Here is a 20,183-nt window from a genome sequence, read left to right as displayed (position 1 = left end):
GTAATGAATGGACAATTCATCATATCTGACTGTCAACAGTGCTGCCCTTAACATCATTTGAAAGTAAGCTCAACTTATTGAGAATATTAGTAATCTCAGTATTAACAGCATTCTGCGTATCTTCCATAGATGCACCTTCAGAAATAATAGTTCTCTGGGCTTCCTCTGCTCCCATACTGTCAGCTTCTGCACGTTCTCTTCTGGCAATGGCTCGTTTGGTATCAGCACTGGTCCTATTACTCTCTGCAGCGTGTTCCTTAATATTCTCTATCATTTCCTGCTGCATAGCTTCTTTTTCGAGTTTCTTTGCTTCTTCCTTCTTCTCTTCTTTCTTCTTTTCGGCAGCCTCTTTGGCCTCTTCCTCGCGCTCTTTCTGCTCTTCATCTACATGCTCAGCTGCTTCCTGCGTCAAAAGAGCTATAGCCTCTTCGCCCGCTGCTTCCATAATATCTTCAGCTTCATCCTGAGCTTTCAGCATATCCTGTGACTTAGCTCGTTCTCTTTTCATATCTGCATAGCCCTGAACATTTCCCATCTGCTGAGCTTTTGCCCTGTCTATATCAAGTGAATTCTGCTGATTCTTCGCAACATAATATAAAGCCTGCTGCTGATACTCTGACATTTTGCTTTTTTCTTCATCAGATAAGCCATCCTTGGAATTATTTATCTTAAACGCAAGTTTTGAAAGCTCATTATTCTCTTCGCTGTCCGGATCAATTCCATATGCTTCCTGGAGTTCTTTTAATCTGGCATCATTCTCCATAGTGTTCGCAGTCTTTTCGTTGATCTCGTCCTGAAGGCGCTTTATCTCATCTTTAATGCCCTGCATCTGAGCATCCAGCTTCTTCTCGCCGCCAAAAGCATCTGACACAACCTTAAGTGCCTGCTTTCTTGCAAGGCCCTGCCTCTGCTGAACAAGACTTTCACCCTTGAGATTAGCCCCGGATACTGAGGACAGATTACCACTCTTATGAGCGGTTTTTCCCGCACCTGCAGCAGTCCTGACATTATCCTGATTTTGGAAAGGATTTATTTGAACATCCGTGTTCTGTTGTATCCTCATAAAGCACCTCCACTTGCGATAAATCTGACACTATCATGTACCATGCATAGTTATGGTTTTCTATTTGTATATCGGCAAAAAATAACTTTTAGATCATAATCTGTATTCCCCACCGGTGAGGATGAATCGCGCGTAACCGTCCAAAACGGTAAATTCAAGCTCCGTATTTTGGGGCAGCTCGTTGTTTATTAGCGGCAGATATACTTCAGCGGTAGTGTTTTCGGGTATTCTGACACGCATTTCTATTGCCGCGCCAGCGTCTATTTCAAGCACAATAGCTCCGGCAACCGACGGAACGGTGCATTTTATATGCTTCAGCCCGCCCAAATATGGCTTTATTTCAAAGCGTCTGTACGCCGTTTCAAGCGGACGGATGCCAGCTATATACTTTGACATCGTAATAAGCGGACCACCCGACCATGCATGATTTAATGTTCCTTCCCTGTTCCAGTATTCCCAGAGCGTGGAGTAGTCAAATTCAACCATTTCCTTATAACGCTTTTTTATGCGGTCTACAGCCTCTTTAATATGTCCCATTTTACACAGCGCATCAAGCACATACTTTTCCATATACGGGCTCGCATTCTCGGTCGTGAGTAATATTTTTAATATATCGCTGTATTTATCCTTATCCGCCAGTCCTGACAGAACGGCAAGCGCGTTTGCCCGGTCATCGGGTGCGCCGTTTTCGGTATTGTCATAGTAATGACCGTCCTTCCAAAACATAAGGTCAAAATTTGCCCTTATGCTTTCAAGGCGCTCATCATACAGCGGAAGGTCAGAGCTGTATCCGAGCAGCTCCGTCATGCTGCGGCAGGCAGTGAGCGCCATATAGTACCATGCGTTTTCCATAGGAGCGATATCGGCATTGTCGCCCCAGTCCGGCCAGTCCCAGCTGCCGGTTTTATGTTCTACAAGACCGTTCTTCATAGCATAGCTTAAAAGATAATCTTTTGACATATTGTATGCACGCTCGGGTACTGTTTTATCACCCGTATATTCATAGTAATACCAAAAGCCCCATATTCCCGCGAGGTTTTGCAGAGGCAGCTCAAACTGATTCTTTCCTGACGGAACCACCGTAAGCATATAGCCACTATCCTCCGCCCAGCCCGCCATTTCGTCCACACCCTTCTTGTAGAGCAAAAGAGCCTTTTCGTCAAGGGAGTACATCATCATCTGCATTTCTACATTGACATCTCCCCACCACTGCGCACGTTCTCTGTCGGGGCAGTCCATAAAGTTGTCGCGCATAGTGATATAAAGCGTGCGGAGCGATTTCTGCCATAGCTTGTTTAAAAATTCATCATCACACTCAAAGTTGCCTGCAAATTCCGTGTCATAGCCCGTTTCGCGGTATTTCAGCTCATGCACCGTAACACCTGCGGGAATGCTGTAATACATTTTTTCACCGTTTATCCAGCCTGGCGATTCGTATTCCTGCTCTCCATTTTTTGTATAATAAACTGCCATAATGCTTTGCGTATCGTATAAGGTATCGATATAATTATCAGCCTTGATATCTATTCGTTTCCCCTCAGGTGCTGTAACCTTCAGATACGGAGTTATCTGCGCGTTATACGGCAAACGCATTTCAAGCACAGTGTCCTTTGTGGCAGTAAACCCTGTATAATCGGCGCTGTTTATGTAGTCCTCAATACCGTAGTCCTTAAACTGTGGAATGATACGCTTTCTTAGCTCGCCCCACGCATCCGTGCCAGCGTTACCGACAACATCGGCATTATCCCAATCGCTTGTATCGAACGATGGCATATACCATTCTCCCAAAGCCCTTGATGCGTCATAATATATGTTTGATTCCGGAAGCCTGAAATTCGCCTTGAGGTCATTTTCGTCCGCCACAACATACGCGGGATCCTTCATGATTTTCCACGAGCTGTCCGACGATACGATCATGCCGTCAATATCCGCTTCAAACAGCAGTCCGCCCATACCGCTTGAATAGTGAGAAAAGCCTTGCTGACCGAAATGCCACACAAGCACGGCAATCGTATTTTCACCATCACTAAGATGCCTTGTAATATCCACCTCATCATAATATGTAGAGTTCCTTGACGGCCCGCGCTTGATGCCGCCCTCGATTACGACCATTTCACCGTTTATATAGAGCCAATACTTTGAATCGGCAGCTATCTGCGCTATAGCCCTTTCCGGTGCGCCTTCAAGCGTGAATCTCTTTACAAGATCCATCCATGTGTTTTCACCGTTTTTGCCCTGTTTCCATATCCATTTTGCGTTCATCTTTTAATGTCCTCCCAAGTAGCATCATACTTCTCCTGTTATCTCTTTAGCAAGTTCCAATGATTGTCCTTGCGACGGCACTACTTTTTTGAACATCAGCCGGCTTTGCTCCTTGGGATGACGTAGGGGTCTCCGGTTTCGGGATCGGTGATGATGGAGCTCTCCATGCTGTAGACTTCTTTCATGAGATCGGTTGTGATGATGTCTCTTGGAGTTCCTTCTGCAAGGAGCTGTCCTTTCTTCATAGCGAAGATGTGGTCAGCATATCTGATGGATAGGTTGATGTCGTGGAGGATGGCCACTATTGTGGTCTTCTTTAATTTGTTAAGTTTTGCCAGGCAGTCCAGGATCTCTACCTGATATGCAATGTCGAGGTAGGTGGTTGGCTCATCGAGAAGAAGGATATCTGTGTCCTGCGCAAGGACCAGCGCAATCCATACTCTCTGCCTCTGGCCGCCGGATAGTGAATCCACACTCTTATCTGCAAGCTCCGCTATTCCCATTGCTTCCATAGCGCAGGCAATAGCCTCATAGTCAGCCTTTGACAGCTGCCCGAAAAGATTCTGATAAGGAAATCTTCCTCGCGCAACCAGGTCTGCCACTGTTATGCCCGCAGGGACAATCGGGGACTGGGGAAGAAGCCCAATCTCCTTTGCCAGGTGCTGGGTTGGAAGTTCGTAAATTGATTTTCCGTCAAGAAGAACGTTTCCGCACTTTGGTTTTAAGAGACGTGCAAAGCTCTTTAATAAAGTTGATTTTCCGCAGCCGTTTGGTCCGATCAAAACACTGAACTTTCCGGCAGGGATGGTGATGTTCATATCCTCAAGTATCAGTTTTTCTTCATATCCCGTGCTGATGTTCTTGGCACAGAAATCATGACTAAGTGCAAATCCATCCATTAGATCTTTTCTCCCTTTCTGTTCAGGTTTAGCAGTAACAAAAGAAGATACGGTGCCCCTAAAAGTCCTGTTATAACACCAACAGGGTACTTCGTCTCAAAAACGTTCTTGCTGACAAGTTCTGATGCAAAAACAAGTATCGTTCCCACAAGGCCTGCAACAGCCATGGCATTTTTGCCGTTCCTGGTGCATTTCTGGGCAATCGGCCCTGATAAGAATGCAACCGATGCGATCGGGCCTGTGGCAGCTGTCGCTGTTGCACTAAGCACAAGCGCGCAGACCATACAGCATACTCTTACTGCTGTCATCGGTACTCCGAGTGTCGTTGCATATTCGTCACCAAGCTGCATCATACGAAGGTATCTGTTACATATAAGAAGCAGTCCGCTGCAAATAACAGTCACTGTCACAATTACCGGCACATCACTCATCTGCACAAGATTAAGACTTCCGCGAAGCCATCTGAGCGCAGTTCCTACATCATACTCTGAGCCCACCAGCAGCATCCATGATATCAGTGCATTCAAAACCGCCTGCATTCCGATTCCTATGAGGATCATCCTGCTTGAGAATGCATGTCCTTTTCCTGATAAAAGGAATATCAGTGTAGTTATGATAAGTCCTGCTGCCACGGCAAAAAAGGAAGCAGCCGCGCCGCTTATTCCAAGGATCAGAATGCAGAAAACAGCTGCCGCAGAGGATCCTGCCGTAACTCCTATAATATCCGGAGAAGCAAGAGGATTTCTTAACAGATTTTGAAAAGTAAATCCTGAAATGCCAAAAGCAAATCCCGCAAAACCGCCTACCAGCATTCTTGGAAGCCTCAAGGTTTTTATGGTATATGCAGCTCCTTTTGTTTCATTACTAAACAGGTATCCAAACACCTCTTTTAACGAATAATCAGTATTGCCAAGAGTCATCATAAACACTGAAAGGATGCCGATGATGACAACAAGAGCCACGATGCAAAAGGCGTTCTGAACGTCATGCTTTTTATATATTTTTCTTAAATCATTATCTATTGAATTTGTCATATACCCTTTGCCTTTGTCTTCCAAACGATCCAGATAAATACCGGAGCGCCGACTATTGCAGTAATAATTCCAACCTCAAGCTCCCCGGGTCTTCCCAGTATTCTTCCAAGTACATCGGAAAAGGTTAAAAGACCTGCTCCTCCGATCATGGACATTGGAATTATTATTCTCAGATCATTGTCAAAAAGCTGCCTGCAAACATGTGGAAGCATAAGTCCCACAAAGCCGATAGGTCCTGCAAGAGCTGTAACTGACGCGCATAAAAGCACTCCTGCAAACGCAGTAAACAGCCTTATCTGTCCAACCTTTACCCCAAGGGATACAGCCATCTCATCTCCAAGAGCCAGTGCATTTAAAGGGGATGCGCAAAGAAGTGCACAACCTGCACCGACAACAAAAAACGGAATAAGGAGCCTTACATCATCCCAGGTAGCTCCGCTTATGCTGCCCACCTGCCAGAATCTGAACTCCTTCATGACCTGTGAATCAGGAAGCATAATGGTGTTTACCAGCGCTCCAAGAGCTGTTGATACCGCAGCTCCCGCCAGGGCAAGTTTTATCGAGTTTGCACCGCCATAGCCCACAGATGCGATTCCATATACAAAAAGAGCTGTAATTATAGCCCCCGTAAAAGAAAGTCCGATAAGCTTTATTCCGGAAGAAATATTAAGACATGCTATGCCGATTACCACAAGAAGTGAAGCTCCGGTATTGACTCCCAGGATACTTGGGTCAGCAATAGGGTTCCTGGTGATAGCCTGCATCAGTGCTCCGGATACCCCGAGCGCAGCACCAGCCAGAAGCCCAAAAACTGTTCTGGGTATTCTGGCTGAGATAACTGCTGAAGTGAAGTCATCTGTAAGTGCCCCTGTAAAAAAGCCCGTCACATCCGAAAAAGGAATGCTCTTGCTGCCATAGGATATTGAGAGAAAAACTCCCAAAAGCACGAAGGCGATCTCCACCACCAGCCCTGTTATTAACTTGTAATTACTGAATTTTTTCTGCTGCATCATTAAGCGCTTTCAAATAGTCATCAATTGCATAAGGAATGGAAAGAACTGTTGGTGTGCTGGCTGCTGCAAGAACATCATTTGAATCGAGAAGCACAAATGCTCCGTTCTTTACAGCCGGAATGTTTGCAAATCTTCCGTCGGCCTGCATTGCATCTACAAGTGACTCTGTTCCGTAAGTGATGATGATATCTACATCAGTCAAAAGATCTGCATTCTCAGCACTTACTGTGATTGAGAAATCCTGATCACTTGTGATAAGGCTCTTTACGCTGTCAGGTGTTACAAATCCAAGGTCTGAAAGGAAGGCAGCTCTTGGATCATTGCTTGTGTAAATGTAGAAGGTTCCAAGGTCATCCTCTGAAAGCCAGAAGAAAGCAACTCTCTTGCCTTCGAGCTCGGGATACTGAGAAAGTTTATCAGCAATGAGCTTCTCTGTATCTTCAACCAGTGCTCTGCCCTCTTTCTCCATGCCAAGTGCAATGGCATCATTTACTGTCTCTTCCTGCCATGTTGTGGACCATGCAATCTCAGGATAAGCAACAACAGGTGCTATCTCTGATAATCTGTCATACTCTTCCTGACTAAGTCCTGAATAAGCTGCAAGGATAACATCAGGAGCACAATCTGAAATTGCCTCATAATCCCATCCGTCTGTATCATCAAATACATTCGGCTTTACTCCTGCATCCTCAAAAGCCTTGGCAGTCCATGCAAGAAGTCCATTCTCATCTCTTGGTCCAAAATTGGCCTCTGAAATTCCAACCGGCATAACTCCAAGAGCAAGAGGTACATCGGGGTTGCCCCACGCAATTGCCACAACATTCTCAGGCTTTGACTCAATAACAGTCTCGCCAAGGCCGTGTGTGATAGTGAGCGGGAAAACATCCTCAGATGCTGAAATCTCGTCTGTAGAAGCATCCTCTGTCGCCTTACCCTCAGCTGTCTCTGAGTTTACCTCTGTTTCTGAATTTACTTCTGTCTCTGTATTAACTGAATTTGAGGCAGTCTGTGTCTCATTTGAAGCTCCGCAAGCCACTACTGATAAACCCATAACTGCTGCCATAATTGTAGATAATAATTTATTCTTCATGAATAAGCTCCTCTCATGTTAGCATTTGCTAACGCTCATCCATATTCTCATAATTTACGATTGTTGTCAATATAATCTTGCACAATTAATAATCAATCGTTAAAATGCCGGAAAAAGAAAGCAAATCCGCATAAAAAAAAGCATAACTGCTATTTTTATTTATAGAAAGACAGCAAAAAAATGAAGACACATCATGACCTTAGAGAGAAAACGTATAGAGTATAAAACTTCTCCAGAATTTGCTAATATTATATCTGCTGATGTCGTCATAAGGCTCTAAGTATTCTAAAAGAAGCTTATATGTTAAATGCTCAGAAGCATTATGTCTTCAATAGTTCTCGAAATGGTATGCTTCCTATTTCAGGCAACCGTGTTAATCAAAAAATCAGAGAATACTGTGAGAAAGTAGGTATCGAACCGCTATCTACTCACTGTCAAAGACGAGGCGCTATTCGAGACGCTTGTACAGCAGGAATGCCGGAGGACCAGATTCGTGCTACTGCCGGTCATTCAGATTCTACTATGACGCGCTATTATAACAAAGAAAACAACAGTACACTAAGTAAAGACCTGCAAACAAGGCTATTTGGTTGATTTGGTCACTCATTTTTCTTATTTGGTCACTCATTTTGAGAAAATGGACACAAAAAAACCGCTCAACTGAGCGGTTTTTGACAATCGGAGTGACGTGATTCGAACACGCGGCCCCTACCTCCCTAAGATAGTGCTCTACCAACTGAGCCACACCCCGACGACATTCTCGATTATATAACGTCCTGCGACACAAGTCAACACTTTTTTTATTCAATTCCATAACTTCCGTCGGAATATTTTATAACCCAGTATCCATGCCCGGTTCCGCAGTCTTCATAATATGTTCTTTCTATAATTTCAGGCTTATTCCGGTCATCTTTTTTTAAATTTTCCTGAGAATTTTCAAAAACTGGAGAAAGAGCTGTTTCATCATCTTGAATTTCTTTTGTGCCTGTATTTATGACCACAGGCTCCACGTAATCAAAGGTGCTCTCACCTTCTGCCGATATTACGGGGATGCTGTCATCCGCATGATGCACCACCATCATAAGAGCTCCTCTGTAGGCAGGAACAAGGCTGTACAGCAGGAGATTCAGCACAAATATGCTGAAAACAGCTCCCGATATTACCGTTGCAATTCCAAGCATTCTTCTCATTCAAAATCTCCCTGAAAACTAATAGATTATTGTATAGGCTGCTGACTTTTCCAGTGGTTTTGCGGGATAGCTGCCATAGGTCTGCTTGTAATAGCCACCGCCCTTGGCATCCTGCATTTCCGCATCAAATATGAACCACTCATCTCCCATTTTTACCTCTGTCCAGGCGTGGGGAGTTCTTCCTCCGAGGGAAGATGTGACTGTTCCGGTACAAACCTTGGTTTCGTAGCCCAGGCCTTTTGCAATATAGGCAAAAGCTGCCGCATAGTTATAGCAATTGCCCTTTCCCGTCTCCAGAATGTTCAGGGCGTAGCTGCCGGTCCAGTTGCCTGTGGGAGTCTCCATACTTCTTTCGTAGGACACCGCCTGTACCAGGAAATCAAAGGACCTTTTGAGGGCCTGTTTCTGTCCCATGTTCTTGGAAGTACAGGCCTCTATAAGAGCTGCAGTCTGCTTCATAAGATCAGACTCAGGCTTGATCAAGGATCCGTCGGCTTTTCTCCACATGAGACCGTTTTCCGTGTAAACAAAATGCTCTCCGGGGATCTCACTAAGGGTTGCCCCGTCCATGGCCTGATTCTCTATAACCGCCTTTATCTGCTTTTTAAGGGCATCTGCAACGCCGTACAGGGCGTTCTCTCTTATGGATACCACCGTCTCAGGTATTGAGGCTCCGGAAAGAGCTGCGGGGAAGCACAAAAGCTCTGTCATTTCCTTGTCATATAGGCAGTTACTGTAGGATGAGTAATAGGGGTTATTTTCGCTTACGGTTATGGACCGCAGGTTTATCAGATTTCTGAAGGCCCCTGAAGTGATCTCATATACATCGCTTCCTATGTGCACCGTGGTTATTTTGCTGTTTCCGTTAAAGGTGGCAGAGTCAATAACAGTCACGGTATATGCATCGGCAGAAACTGCTCCGAAGATTAGTGTTCCAATGAAAAAAGCTAAAGCAGCTGCCAATATTCTGTTGTACAGGCCCAAAGCTCTCTTCATCCGCAAAACTCCGTGTTATCTGATGATCGGTGTATATACGTCAAATTTCTTTCTTACTGAAGCATATGAATAGGATTTCTTGGCATCTCCGCCCTCATTTGGATGCTTGCCATAGCCGGCACAGGAAATAAGGGGATCTGCAAAGCCCTCCTGTCCGTCAACGATTACCTGACACCACTGGTCTGCCCACTGATTGATGTTCTTGTGATACCAGGTGATTCCCATGTAATCCAGGATAAGTCCCAGGGCTCTGGTGGAACCTGCGCAGGAATACTCTCTTCCGATAAATACTCCATAGGCTGTCCTGTATATCTGTCCCTCGGTGGTGTAGGTTCCGATGTCGCAATAGGCCTTTACAACGCCGCAAGCATAGGCTACCTTTTCGATGTCTTTAACCTTCTCTACTTCCTTTTGTTTTGACTTACCTGAACTCTTCTTGCTGTTATCCTTGCCCTTGTTCTTTGCATCAGCCTCAGCCTGTTTTTCGGCATCTATCGCAGCTGCTCTGGCATTGATATTGTCAGCAATCTGCTTGGCAATACTTCTGGCCTGTATTTCCTGGGCATAGGTCATTCCGCCGTTGTCATGGGTGGTTTTCTGAACGATTACCACATCCTCTTTTCCGGTGGGAACAACGTAATCTATACTATCCCCTATAAGCCTGTTAGCGACCCTTTTTTCCTTGATTCCGAAAATGACGTAATGTTCTATAAGCTTTTCAGCATCAGTGCCAAAAGCCTGCCTTAAATCCTCATAATTCAGGTAATAAAAAAGTGGATTGTACTGACCCTTGTAATCCTTGCCGTTGTAGACAGTGGTGCCCTTGGCAAGCTGAGTATAGGGATCATCCTTGGCGCTTGCCTCCACTTTCAACATTCCGAAGGGAAGAACAAAAGAAATAATAGTCAAAATAATAAGGACAACAGAAAAAGTTTTTTTCAAACCTGGTTTCATAAACTTCCAACCCCGCATTTTTTCTAAATTTACGCAACAAAAAAACGTCGATAAGAATTCATCATTAATCTTATCGACATTTTTTATCTTGAATTTAATACTTTATGAATTTATTTTTCAGCTGTTTTTCTGCGAACCTCAGCAGCCCAGGCCAATACAGAAGCGGCAATAAGTATCAGGTTAATTCTCCCCAAAACATCGGTCTTATCCCCTGTGGGAGATCTTCTTGCCCCAAGAACCTGCGGAGTATAATCCACTTCATTGGCGGCCCCCAGTTTGGGTGAAATATTGGTCACGGTATTTACCGAGTTCTTTCCGAGATTCTTGCCCGTCTGAGCATTCTCAGTGTTGCTGCTTCCTGAAAGATCGGTGGTTCCGGAGTTCTCTCCGGTATTGGGATTTACCAGGACCAGCTTGCCGTTTATCTTGGTAACTGCATAATATGCTGTAACATCCTTGCCATTTTCATCGACGATCCTATAGGAGGTTATCTCATTGACACTGCTGCCCACTCCCGTCTGACTGCCGTTAAATACCACATCGGTGAGCTTGTGCCCCTTGATAAGGCTGCCCTTTGATATGGTGACCTCATTATTGGTAAGGGTTGAGCCGTCGTCGTTTTTAACTGTAGAACCGGCCTTGATGGTTATTTTTCTCTGATTTACCTTGGCGTTTGAATTATTGCCCTGAAGCTTTACTTCGCTTCCCACTTTGTTTCCTGTGGAATCCGTAACTACGATATCCTTCGGGTCCACTATGTCTGCCCCTGAATAAAAAGGAATCTCGTAGCTGCCGGGAGTTTTGACTTTCACATAGGCTCCGCCGACGTTTACGGTATAGGTAGTTCCAAGGAATGTGACCGAGGTTGACGTTTTCGCAACCTGACCGCTATCTCCTCCGGTCACTGCCGCTTTTTCTGTCAAAGGATCTCCGTAGGGGCCAAAATAGCTCACCAGCTTTTCCTCAGGATTCTTAAGGTTCTGAAGAGTGATAACATAGCCGCCGAGAACAAGTTCCTTGCCGTCATACTGAAAATCGGAATCCTGAGTCATAGTCTCAATTGAAAACAAAATCTCAGGCTCCTTTGGCTCCGGATCCTCAGGCTTCGGGGCATCCGGTGTAGGCTCCTCGGGCTTTTCCGGGTTCTCCGGCTTTTCAGGGTCTGAAGGCGCAGGATCTTCCGGGTCCGGCTCCTCTGGATCTTCCGGCTCCTCTGGATCTTCCGGCTCCTTGGGCTCTGTATCAGCCTCTCTAATTTTAATTACTCCATCAACGTGAATTTTGACATCCTGATTAGGTGCCTTGGTAGATGCGAATTTGTACACGTACCAGATAACAAAATGTTTCTCCGGATCAAACTCGCTGACAACTGTTCTGATCTCATCAGCAGTAGGAACTGCGTCCAAGACTGAAGTGACTTCATTGCTGGCTGTAAATCCATCTTCCCCAAGATTTTCCTCGGATCCACTGCCAACAACGGGATCTGTGCTCCTTGCTATCCCATTTATTCTGATCGGATCAGAATAATCAGTGCTGGGATAGTTACCGGGTTCAGCAGGAATTTCTGCGCCGATACCCTTTCCCCTAATGTAAAAGCACACATCACTTCCATCCCCATTAGTCTCATTAATTTCATACACGGTGTTGTTTGCTTCATTTATAACCTTAGATGTTTCTTCGTTTTCAGATGCTCTAACCTTTAAACAATTACTTCTGTTCCCCAGTGCAGCAAGTAATAAAAACGCCGTCAGAGCTACGATTGCTCTCCTAGAAAGCTTTTTCATCCCACATCTTCTCCCAAAAGGTCATAAAATATCTATAATCAACATACTCGTATATCATAACAGACTATAAATCATATCATCAATCATATTTGAAATTATTTTTGTTTTGTCGATATGTTTTTATGATTTTCTATTTCAATATATCCATAGCATCAGATACAGAGGCCACTCCGATTATCTCAATGCCGCTGACAGCAGATTTCAACTTGCCTGCCAGAGCCTTGGGAACTATACAGGTCTTAAATCCAAGCTTTTTGGCCTCCTGCACTCTGCTCTCGGCCATGTTTACGCTTCTGACCTCACCGGAAAGTCCCACCTCTCCGAAGGCTATGATATCGTCGGAGATAGGTCTGTTCTTGAAGCTGGAAATAAGGGCAAGACAGATGGCAAGATCCAGTGACGGTTCCGCTATCTTCATTCCTCCTGCCAGATTCACATAGGCATCAAAATCTCCCAGGGACAATCCAATTCTCTTTTCAAGGACTGCCATCAGAAGATTCACCCTGTTATAATCGGTGCCGTTGGCCTGGCGCCTTGGGAATCCGAAATTGGAATGGCACACCAGAGCCTGGATCTCCAGAAGGATGGGCCGTGTTCCCTCAACAGAGCAGGTAACAACAGAGCCGCTGGCATTCTCGGGTCTTCCCTCCAACATGAATTCAGAGGGATTCAGAACCTCTGCAAGGCCCTCCTGACGCATTTCAAAGACTCCAATCTCATTGGTGGAGCCAAATCTGTTTTTAACAGCCCTGAGGATCCTGTAGGAGGCATGTCTGTCCCCTTCAAAGTAGAGCACAGTATCCACCATATGCTCCAGGACTCTGGGGCCGGCCACCTGGCCCTCCTTGGTCACATGTCCAACAATAAAGACCGTGATGTTCATGCTCTTGGCGATTCTAAGGAGCACAGCAGTAGACTCCCTCACCTGGGAAACGCTTCCCGGTGCGGAAGACACATTCTCGTTATACATGGTCTGAATGGAATCTATAATGATAACCTCAGGTTTGGTCCTGACAAGAGCCTCCTCGATGTTGGAAAGATTGGTCTCACACATGAACCTCAGAGTATCCGAAAACTCACCGATCCTGTTGGCACGAAGCTTGATCTGCCTCAAGGATTCCTCACCTGAGATATAAAGAACTTCTTTTTTGTCCCCTGATAAAAAGCCCGCCACCTGAAGAAGCAGTGTGGACTTACCGATACCGGGATCTCCTCCCACCAGAATAAGAGAACCTCTCACAAGGCCGCCTCCAAGGACTCTGTTGAGCTCCCCAATATGGGTATCAGCCCTGTCCTCATCCTCCATGACGATCTCTTTAAGGGTCATGGGCTTTACAAACTTGCCCTCACTCTGAGAAGCGCTTATTCCCTTTGCAGCCTTGGCTGCAGGCTTAACGGTCTCTTCCACCATGGTATTCCACTGTTTGCAGCCCGGGCACTGGCCCATCCATTTGGAGGACTCGTAGCCGCACTCCTGGCAAAAGAATACCGTTTTCATTTTAACTGCCATATATTTCTCCCAAACAAAAACTTTTACTTTCTCTTAAATAAGGAGCTTTCCGACTGAATCGAAAAGCTCCCTATGATCACAGTTTATTTCTCAACCTTTACAGATACAGCCCCTTCTCCGGAGAGCTCTACGCTAAGATTGAGCTTGCCTCCGAGATTGGTTGTCATCTTGCCGATGCTGTTTCCGTTTACATATACGCTGTACTCTGTACTTTCCAGAAGTCCCAGTGTTATCTGTGCATCATTCTCTCCTTCTACTGAGAACTCAACACCGTTATCTGTTTCTTTAAATCCTGTAACCGCTGTTCCCGGTACAGACTCATATATGAAGTTTTCATTGCATTCAAGCTTGGTGATGTCCTTGAATGTCTTAACCTTGAGTATATCCCCGTTATGCTCAAAGTTTTCAAGCTTTTTCTTCTCAGGAAGCTTGTAATTGCCGAAGCTGATGCTTCCGTCCTGCTCAGCTCTTATCAACTGTTCTACGACAGCCATAATGACCCTCCTAAAAAATATGAATAAGTTCTGCTAAATGATACTATCATTATAATTCATGACAGTCCATTATCAAATTAATTTTTTCTTATTTTTTGAAGCCGGTTTCTTGGTGTTTACGGTGCTCTTCACCTTGGATCTGCCTGAGGCTTTGGTAGTCTTGACAGAAACTTTTTTCACGGAGGCGGCCTTGCCGTCCTTACCCACAAAAGTGATCTTGTCATCCTTAAGAGCTACGGTAACGTCCATTCCTGCCTTGATATTACCCTTTAACAGTTCCTCTGCCATGGCATCCTCAATAGTGGACTGAATAGCTCTCTTAAGAGGTCTTGCGCCCATTTTGGCATCTGAGTGCTTGGTAACAAGGAACTTCTTGACCGCAGGCGAAATGGTGAGGTTGATGTCCATCTGGGTCTTGCATCTCTTGGCCAGATTCTGGGAAAGAAGAGTTACGATATCCATCATCTCCTTCTCGTTGAGGGTATGGAATACCATGATCTCATCTATACGGTTGATGAACTCAGGCTTAAAGAGCTTCTTGACCTCGTCCATAACTCCGGACTTCATATCCTCGTAGTCCTTCTTGGCATCATTACCGGCGCCAAAGCCAAGCTTCTTGGGATCCACAATTCTCTGGGCTCCCACGTTGGAAGTCATGATAAGAATAGTATTTTTGAAGCTGACCTTTCTGCCCTTGGCATCAGTAATGTGTCCGTCATCCAGAACCTGCAGGAGCACGTTAAAGATATCGGGATGTGCCTTCTCTATTTCATCAAAAAGGATTACGGAATAGGGGTGTCTTCTTACCTTCTCGGAAAGCTGACCGCCCTCATCATATCCAACATATCCCGGAGGTGATCCGATCATCTTGGAAACCGAATGGCCTTCCATGTACTCGGACATATCAACTCTGATAAGAGCATTCTCATCACCGAACATAGCCTCCGCAAGAGCCTTGGAAAGCTCTGTCTTACCTACACCTGTAGGTCCCAGGAAAAGGAACGAGCCGATGGGCCTGTTGGGATCCTGAAGACCCACACGGCCTCTTCTGATGGCCTTGGATACTGCCTTGACAGCATCCTCCTGTCCGATAACTCTCTTATGAAGTACTGACTCCAGCTTAAGGAGCTTCTCTGACTCCTTCTCTGCAATCTTCTTAACCGGGATCCTGGTCCATTCAGCCACAACCTCGGCGATATCATTTTCATTGACCACAAAGCCCATGGACTGCTGTTTCTTCTTATCTGCAGCCTTGGCTCTTGTGAGCTTGCCCATAAGGGTACTCTGCTCCTTGTTGAGCTCACCGGCCTTCTTGAAGTCGCCGGCCTTGAGTGCACTCTCGATCTCCGCATCCAGAGAAGCAATCTTGTCCTCAATCTCCCTGATCTTGGGTGAAACGCCCATGGTGCGAAGTCTGACTGCGGAAGCAGCCTCATCTATAAGGTCAATGGCTTTATCCGGAAGATTTCTGTCATTGATATATCTCTCGGAGAGATCCACTGCGGCCTTGATTGCCTCAGGGGTAACGGTTACCTTGTGGTGCTCCTCGTATTTACCTACGATTCCCCTTAAGATATCCGTAGCCTCTTCCTTGGTGGGTTCATCCACGTTGACAGGCTGGAATCTTCTCTCCAGGGCAGCATCCTTCTCCACATATTTTCTGTACTCAGTGATGGTGGTGGCACCGATCATCTGGATCTCGCCTCTTGCCAGTGAGGGCTTAAGGATATTGGAGGCATCAATAGCACCCTCAGCACCGCCGGCGCCGATAAGGGTATGCATCTCATCCACAAAAAGGATGATGTTGCCGTCCTCAGCAACCTCCTTGATGACCTTCTTGATCCTCTCCTCAAATTCTCCTCTGTACTTGGAGCCTGCGATCATGCCTGAAAGATCAAGAGTCATAAGTCTCTTGTTCTGAACTGTAAGAGGTACGTTGCCTGCAGCTATTCTCTGGGCAAGGCCCTCTACTACCGCAGTCTTGCCTACACCGGGTTCGCCGATAAGGCAGGGATTATTCTTGGTCCTTCTGCTAAGGATCTGTATAACTCTCTTGATCTCCCTCTCTCTTCCGATAACAGGATCAAGCTTGTTCTCTGATGCCAGGGCAGTCATATCTCTGCTGTACTGGGCAAGGATAGATGCCTTCTTGCCTGCCTTGGGAGCTGCCTTTCTGCCAAGATCCTCCTTGACCAGGTTGGGATCCTCTCCCATTGCTGCCAGGGTCTCGGCATAAATCTTCTGAGCCGGTACATTCAATGTGCTGATAAGCCTTACGGCAACATTCTCTCCCTCCTTGATAAGGGCAAGAAGAATATGCTCCGTGCCGGTCTTGTCCGCATGGAATCTCTCAGCCATTCTGTGGGCTTCCTCAAGAACCTTCTCGGCTCTGGGTGAAAAACCGTCCTTGTCAAGTGTTCTGACGCTGCTGTCCGGAACGATAAGGTCCCTTATCATATCCATCATGCGATTCTCGTCTATTCCGTTATCGATAAGTATTCTGGAAGCCACACTTCCGTCCTCCAGAATAAGGCCCATCAAAATATGCTCTGTGCCCACATAATTGAGCTTAAGGCTTCTTGCTGTTTTCTTGGCAAGTCTGAGAGCATCTGCGGCCATTACTGTAAACTTGGAATCCATATATCGCCATCCTTTCTTCACTGAATCTTTTCAATAAAATTGTCATATAGCTGATCCACAAGGCTGTGAATTTCGTCTCTGCCTATCCCCTTGCAGATAGCCCGGGCCAGCACCACTGCCAGTTCCTGTTTGGCCTCGGCCAAAGCCTTGAGCTTGTTGATATCAATAGCTATAATGGCTCCCCGCCTCCTGTCAATCTTGACAAATCCGTCCTGCTGAAGGATCGAATAGGCCTTGTTGACAGTATGCATGTTGATACCGATGGTCTCAGCCAGCTGCCTGACACTGGGAAGCTGTTCCCCCTCGTGAAACTGTGAAGTCGCAATACCAAGTATTATCTGATTACAGAGCTGCACGTATATCGCTTCATCACTGTTAAAATCAATTTCTATTATCATAGTGTCACCTTCCGTCGCAATAAAATAACGATTGTGATATGTTTAGTATAACAGATATGACAAAAATTTTAAAGCCCCACAGAAAAAGCCCGGAATGGCTGCTTTTGCTCACTCCGGGCTAAGATAAACTATCTGATATGCAAATTATTTGTCATCATCAAGATCAAGGAACTCAAACTCGAAATCGTCATCATCACCGATGAAGTTTCTTGTCTTTCTCTTGGGTGCTGCGTTTCTTGAAGGTCTCTCAGGTTCGGGAGCTCTTCTTGAAGGACGATCCTCAGGATTTCTTTCAGGTCTTACGGTTCTCTCTTCGCTGTTTCTTCTGAAGGAACCACCCTCTGAAGCCTGTCTTCTTGCAGGTCTGTCTTCACGTTCTTCTTTTGCTGCTCTTCTCTCGGCAACTCTTGAGGAAGCAAAGGACTCATCTTCTTCAGGTCTTACTGTTCTTTCTCTTCTTCTGGCAGGTCTCTCCTCTTCAGGCTCCTGCTCCCTTGAAGGTCTCTTTCTTGTGTCGTACTGGTCGAACTCCTCCTCTTCTTCGTCCTCATAGTACATAGCGTCTCTGAGCTTGAGAAGAAGAAGTACTACTGCTACTGCAAGAGCTGCAGCAACAAGAGCAAGGATCACAACAATTGTCTTATATTTCTTATTGGTTGAAACAAGCTTGTTAACGGCCTCTGTGCTCTGAGCTGCCTCAATGAGCTTTTTAACCTTAACTCTGTAGCCCTCAACGTTGTCATAGAGATACCAGGTATTGGTTCCCTCTTCGTCTGCTGTGTAAACAAGTGAATATGTGCCGTCTCCAACATCTGAAGCTGTAGCGGCAGGCTGCTCTGTCTCACCGCCTTCGGTCTCGCCGCCCTCGGCTGCCTCTGTATTCTCACCTTCGCCGCCTTCTGCAGGAGCTGCCTCTCCGCCCTCAGCGGGAGCTGCCTCTGATACAGCAACGAGATCGCTTCTCACGAAGCCTGTCTTGCCGTTTGATCCGAAGGTCACCTGATACCAGGTCTTGCCGTCCTTGTCGGTAGCTTCGCCTGTGATTGTTACTGTCTCACCCTTAGTAACCTTGCCAACTGAATCATAACCTGTTCCGGCGCCGCCTCTTACATTAACGCTCTCAGATGTAACTGATGCGGTTCTCTGCTCGGTAGCTGTAACAGTTGTAGCAGGAAGATCCTGGGCCTGAGACTTGTTCTCTGTCTGAGTGTTTGATCCGGTTGATGTAGCTGTCTTAGGTGCTGAATCTCCGGACTTTGTAACAAGATCGCTTCTTACATATCCGTATTCGCTCTTGTTAACGAAAATCTTGTACCATACATATCCGGAAGCATCTGTTGACTCATCAACGATATCAACGTTATCTCCCTTCTTAAGGCTTGAAACCTGAGAAGCTGTGGTGCTTGCAGATGATCTTACCTTAACGTTGTCTGATGTTACCTTTCCGGTAGTCTGTGTGTAAGCAAATACGCTGACTGATGCTCCTACGAAAACTGTAGCTGCAACAGTAAGTGAAAGCGCAAAAGTAACTATCTTCTTTCCCAACTTTTTAATCATTTTACCTCCTTCGCCTCATCGATAGCCTTTCCAATATCGTGACGCATATATTTATTATCAAAGCTTACCCATTCTGTGGCCTCGTAAGCTTTGGCTCTAGCCTCTGCAAGTGTATCTCCCTTGGCTGTAATTCCAAGAACTCTTCCGCCGTTTGTAACTATCCCCTCAGCGGTAGCCTTGGTTCCTGCATGGAAACAATAATAACCGTCCTTGCCCTTGAAGTTCTCCAAGCCCTTGATGAGCTTGCCCTTCTCGTAGCTGACAGGGTAACCCTCGCTGGCAAGTACTACGCAGACAGCTGCCTTATCCTCAAATTCAAGATCGGTCTCAGCAAGCTTGCCGTCTATGCAGGCATTGAAAACATCGATAATATCGGTCTTAAGTCTGGGAAGTACAACCTGTGCCTCGGGATCTCCGAATCTGGCATTGTACTCAAGGACCTTGGGTCCCTCCGGTGTAAGCATAAGTCCAAAGAAGATAACTCCCTTAAACTCTCTGCCTTCCTTCGCCATAGCCTCTACGGTCCTGCCATAGATATTCTCGCGGCAGAACTTGTCAACTTCCTCTGTATAGAAGGGGCTGGGTGAAAAATTCCCCATTCCTCCGGTATTAAGACCTGTATCCCCGTCTCCTGCTCTCTTGTGGTCCTGAGCTGAAGACATAAGCTTGTAGGTCTTACCGTCAACAAATGATAAAACAGAAACCTCGCGGCCTGTCATGAATTCTTCGATTACCATGTGATTGCCGGCATCTCCGAATTTCTTATCCTGCATGATCTCCTTGACTCCGGCCTTAGCCTCCTCAAGATCCTGGCAGATAAGCACTCCCTTACCAAGAGCAAGGCCGTCAGCCTTAAGCACTATAGGGAATTTGGCAGTCTCTAAATATCTGAGGGCATCCTCTGCATTGTCGAAGTTCTCATAGGCAGCGGTAGGAATGTTGTACTTCTTCATAAGATCCTTGGAAAAAGCCTTACTTCCCTCAAGAATGGCTGCGTTCTTACGGGGACCGAAAACCCTCAGACCCTCTGCTTCAAAAGCATCTACAATTCCGCCCACCAGCGGATCGTCCATTCCTATAACTGTAAGATCGATCTCTTTTTCCTTTGCGAAAGCAACAAGCTTATCAAACTCCATGGGAGTGATCGGAACACATTCCGCCAGCTCAGCAATTCCTCCGTTACCGGGGGCACAATAAATCTTGTCAACCTGGCTGCTTCTGGATACAGCCTCAGCGATGGCGTGCTCCCTTCCGCCTCCTCCAACAATCAAAACTTTCATCTAAATACCCTCTCCTCAA

Annotated in this window: 17 protein-coding genes and 1 tRNA gene; 1 reads left to right on the top strand and 17 read right to left on the bottom strand. The window is 46.0% G+C overall.

Features of this window, described 5'->3' with window-relative positions:
* Positions 1-19: 19 nt before the first annotated feature.
* The 6 genes from T359_RS0106205 to T359_RS0106180 all read right to left on the bottom strand — a co-directional run bounded on the left by T359_RS0106205 (position 20) and on the right by T359_RS0106180 (position 7,361).
* Positions 20-1,063, bottom strand: a complete 1,044-nt coding sequence (locus T359_RS0106205) for a hypothetical protein (protein WP_026516712.1) — start codon at positions 1,061-1,063, stop codon at positions 20-22.
* A 93-nt stretch (positions 1,064-1,156) separates the two neighbouring features.
* Entirely contained in the window at positions 1,157-3,325 is a 2,169-nt protein-coding gene (locus T359_RS19535) for an alpha-L-rhamnosidase-related protein (protein WP_051545035.1), read from the bottom strand.
* A gap of 95 nt (positions 3,326-3,420) precedes the next feature.
* On the bottom strand, positions 3,421-4,224 hold the full coding sequence (locus tag T359_RS0106195) for an ABC transporter ATP-binding protein (RefSeq protein WP_026516711.1): 804 nt from the start codon (positions 4,222-4,224) through the stop codon (positions 3,421-3,423).
* Entirely contained in the window at positions 4,224-5,258 is a 1,035-nt protein-coding gene (locus T359_RS0106190; RefSeq protein ID WP_035783886.1) for a FecCD family ABC transporter permease, read from the bottom strand. The genes T359_RS0106195 and T359_RS0106190 overlap by 1 nt, the downstream gene beginning before the upstream one ends.
* Positions 5,255-6,271, bottom strand: coding sequence for a FecCD family ABC transporter permease (locus T359_RS0106185; protein WP_330370157.1), 1,017 nt, complete (start codon positions 6,269-6,271; stop codon positions 5,255-5,257). Before T359_RS0106185 ends, T359_RS0106190 begins: the two co-directional genes overlap by 4 nt.
* A complete protein-coding gene (locus T359_RS0106180; protein ID WP_026516708.1) occupies positions 6,246-7,361 on the bottom strand; it encodes an iron-siderophore ABC transporter substrate-binding protein in 1,116 nt (371 codons plus the stop codon). Before T359_RS0106180 ends, T359_RS0106185 begins: the two co-directional genes overlap by 26 nt.
* A gap of 282 nt (positions 7,362-7,643) precedes the next feature.
* Here T359_RS0106180 and T359_RS23430 point away from each other — a divergent pair, with 282 nt between their 5' ends.
* Positions 7,644-7,955: a tyrosine-type recombinase/integrase gene (locus T359_RS23430; protein WP_442856218.1), complete on the top strand. Its 312-nt coding sequence runs from the start codon at positions 7,644-7,646 to the stop codon at positions 7,953-7,955.
* An 84-nt stretch (positions 7,956-8,039) separates the two neighbouring features.
* On the opposite strand, the gene T359_RS0106170 is transcribed toward T359_RS23430, so the two are convergent.
* The 11 genes from T359_RS0106170 to purD all read right to left on the bottom strand — a co-directional run bounded on the left by T359_RS0106170 (position 8,040) and on the right by purD (position 20,164).
* Positions 8,040-8,112, bottom strand: a tRNA-Pro gene (locus T359_RS0106170).
* Between the two features lie 49 nt (positions 8,113-8,161).
* Positions 8,162-8,551 (bottom strand): hypothetical protein, encoded by a 390-nt coding sequence (locus T359_RS0106165; protein ID WP_026516706.1) that lies wholly within the window; start codon positions 8,549-8,551, stop codon positions 8,162-8,164.
* Between the two features lie 18 nt (positions 8,552-8,569).
* On the bottom strand, positions 8,570-9,547 hold the full coding sequence (locus tag T359_RS0106160) for a transglutaminase domain-containing protein (protein ID WP_026516705.1): 978 nt from the start codon (positions 9,545-9,547) through the stop codon (positions 8,570-8,572).
* Positions 9,548-9,562: 15 nt separating this feature from the next.
* On the bottom strand, positions 9,563-10,501 hold the full coding sequence (locus tag T359_RS21395; protein ID WP_051545033.1) for a hypothetical protein: 939 nt from the start codon (positions 10,499-10,501) through the stop codon (positions 9,563-9,565).
* Positions 10,502-10,611: 110 nt separating this feature from the next.
* Complete coding sequence (locus T359_RS22750; protein WP_026516704.1) at positions 10,612-12,285, bottom strand: hypothetical protein; 1,674 nt, start codon at positions 12,283-12,285, stop codon at positions 10,612-10,614.
* 130 nt (positions 12,286-12,415) lie between these two features.
* Positions 12,416-13,795: a DNA repair protein RadA gene (gene radA / locus T359_RS0106145; RefSeq protein ID WP_026516703.1), complete on the bottom strand. Its 1,380-nt coding sequence runs from the start codon at positions 13,793-13,795 to the stop codon at positions 12,416-12,418.
* 83 nt (positions 13,796-13,878) lie between these two features.
* Positions 13,879-14,289, bottom strand: a complete 411-nt coding sequence (locus tag T359_RS0106140) for a hypothetical protein (protein WP_026516702.1) — start codon at positions 14,287-14,289, stop codon at positions 13,879-13,881.
* Positions 14,290-14,361: 72 nt separating this feature from the next.
* Entirely contained in the window at positions 14,362-16,929 is a 2,568-nt protein-coding gene (locus T359_RS0106135) for an ATP-dependent Clp protease ATP-binding subunit (protein ID WP_026516701.1), read from the bottom strand.
* 17 nt (positions 16,930-16,946) lie between these two features.
* On the bottom strand, positions 16,947-17,327 hold the full coding sequence (locus T359_RS0106130; RefSeq protein WP_026516700.1) for a GntR family transcriptional regulator: 381 nt from the start codon (positions 17,325-17,327) through the stop codon (positions 16,947-16,949).
* Positions 17,328-17,471: 144 nt separating this feature from the next.
* Complete coding sequence (locus T359_RS0106125; protein WP_026516699.1) at positions 17,472-18,884, bottom strand: SH3 domain-containing protein; 1,413 nt, start codon at positions 18,882-18,884, stop codon at positions 17,472-17,474.
* Complete coding sequence (gene purD, locus T359_RS0106120) at positions 18,881-20,164, bottom strand: phosphoribosylamine--glycine ligase (protein WP_026516698.1); 1,284 nt, start codon at positions 20,162-20,164, stop codon at positions 18,881-18,883. The genes T359_RS0106125 and purD overlap by 4 nt, the downstream gene beginning before the upstream one ends.
* Positions 20,165-20,183: the final 19 nt, after the last annotated feature.

Origin of the sequence: Butyrivibrio sp. MC2021, from assembly GCF_000621605.1 — a bacterium.
GTDB lineage: Bacteria > Bacillota > Clostridia > Lachnospirales > Lachnospiraceae > Butyrivibrio.
The sequence above is the reverse complement of the archived record's forward strand: the minus strand, read 5'-3'. Positions and strand labels throughout refer to the sequence as shown.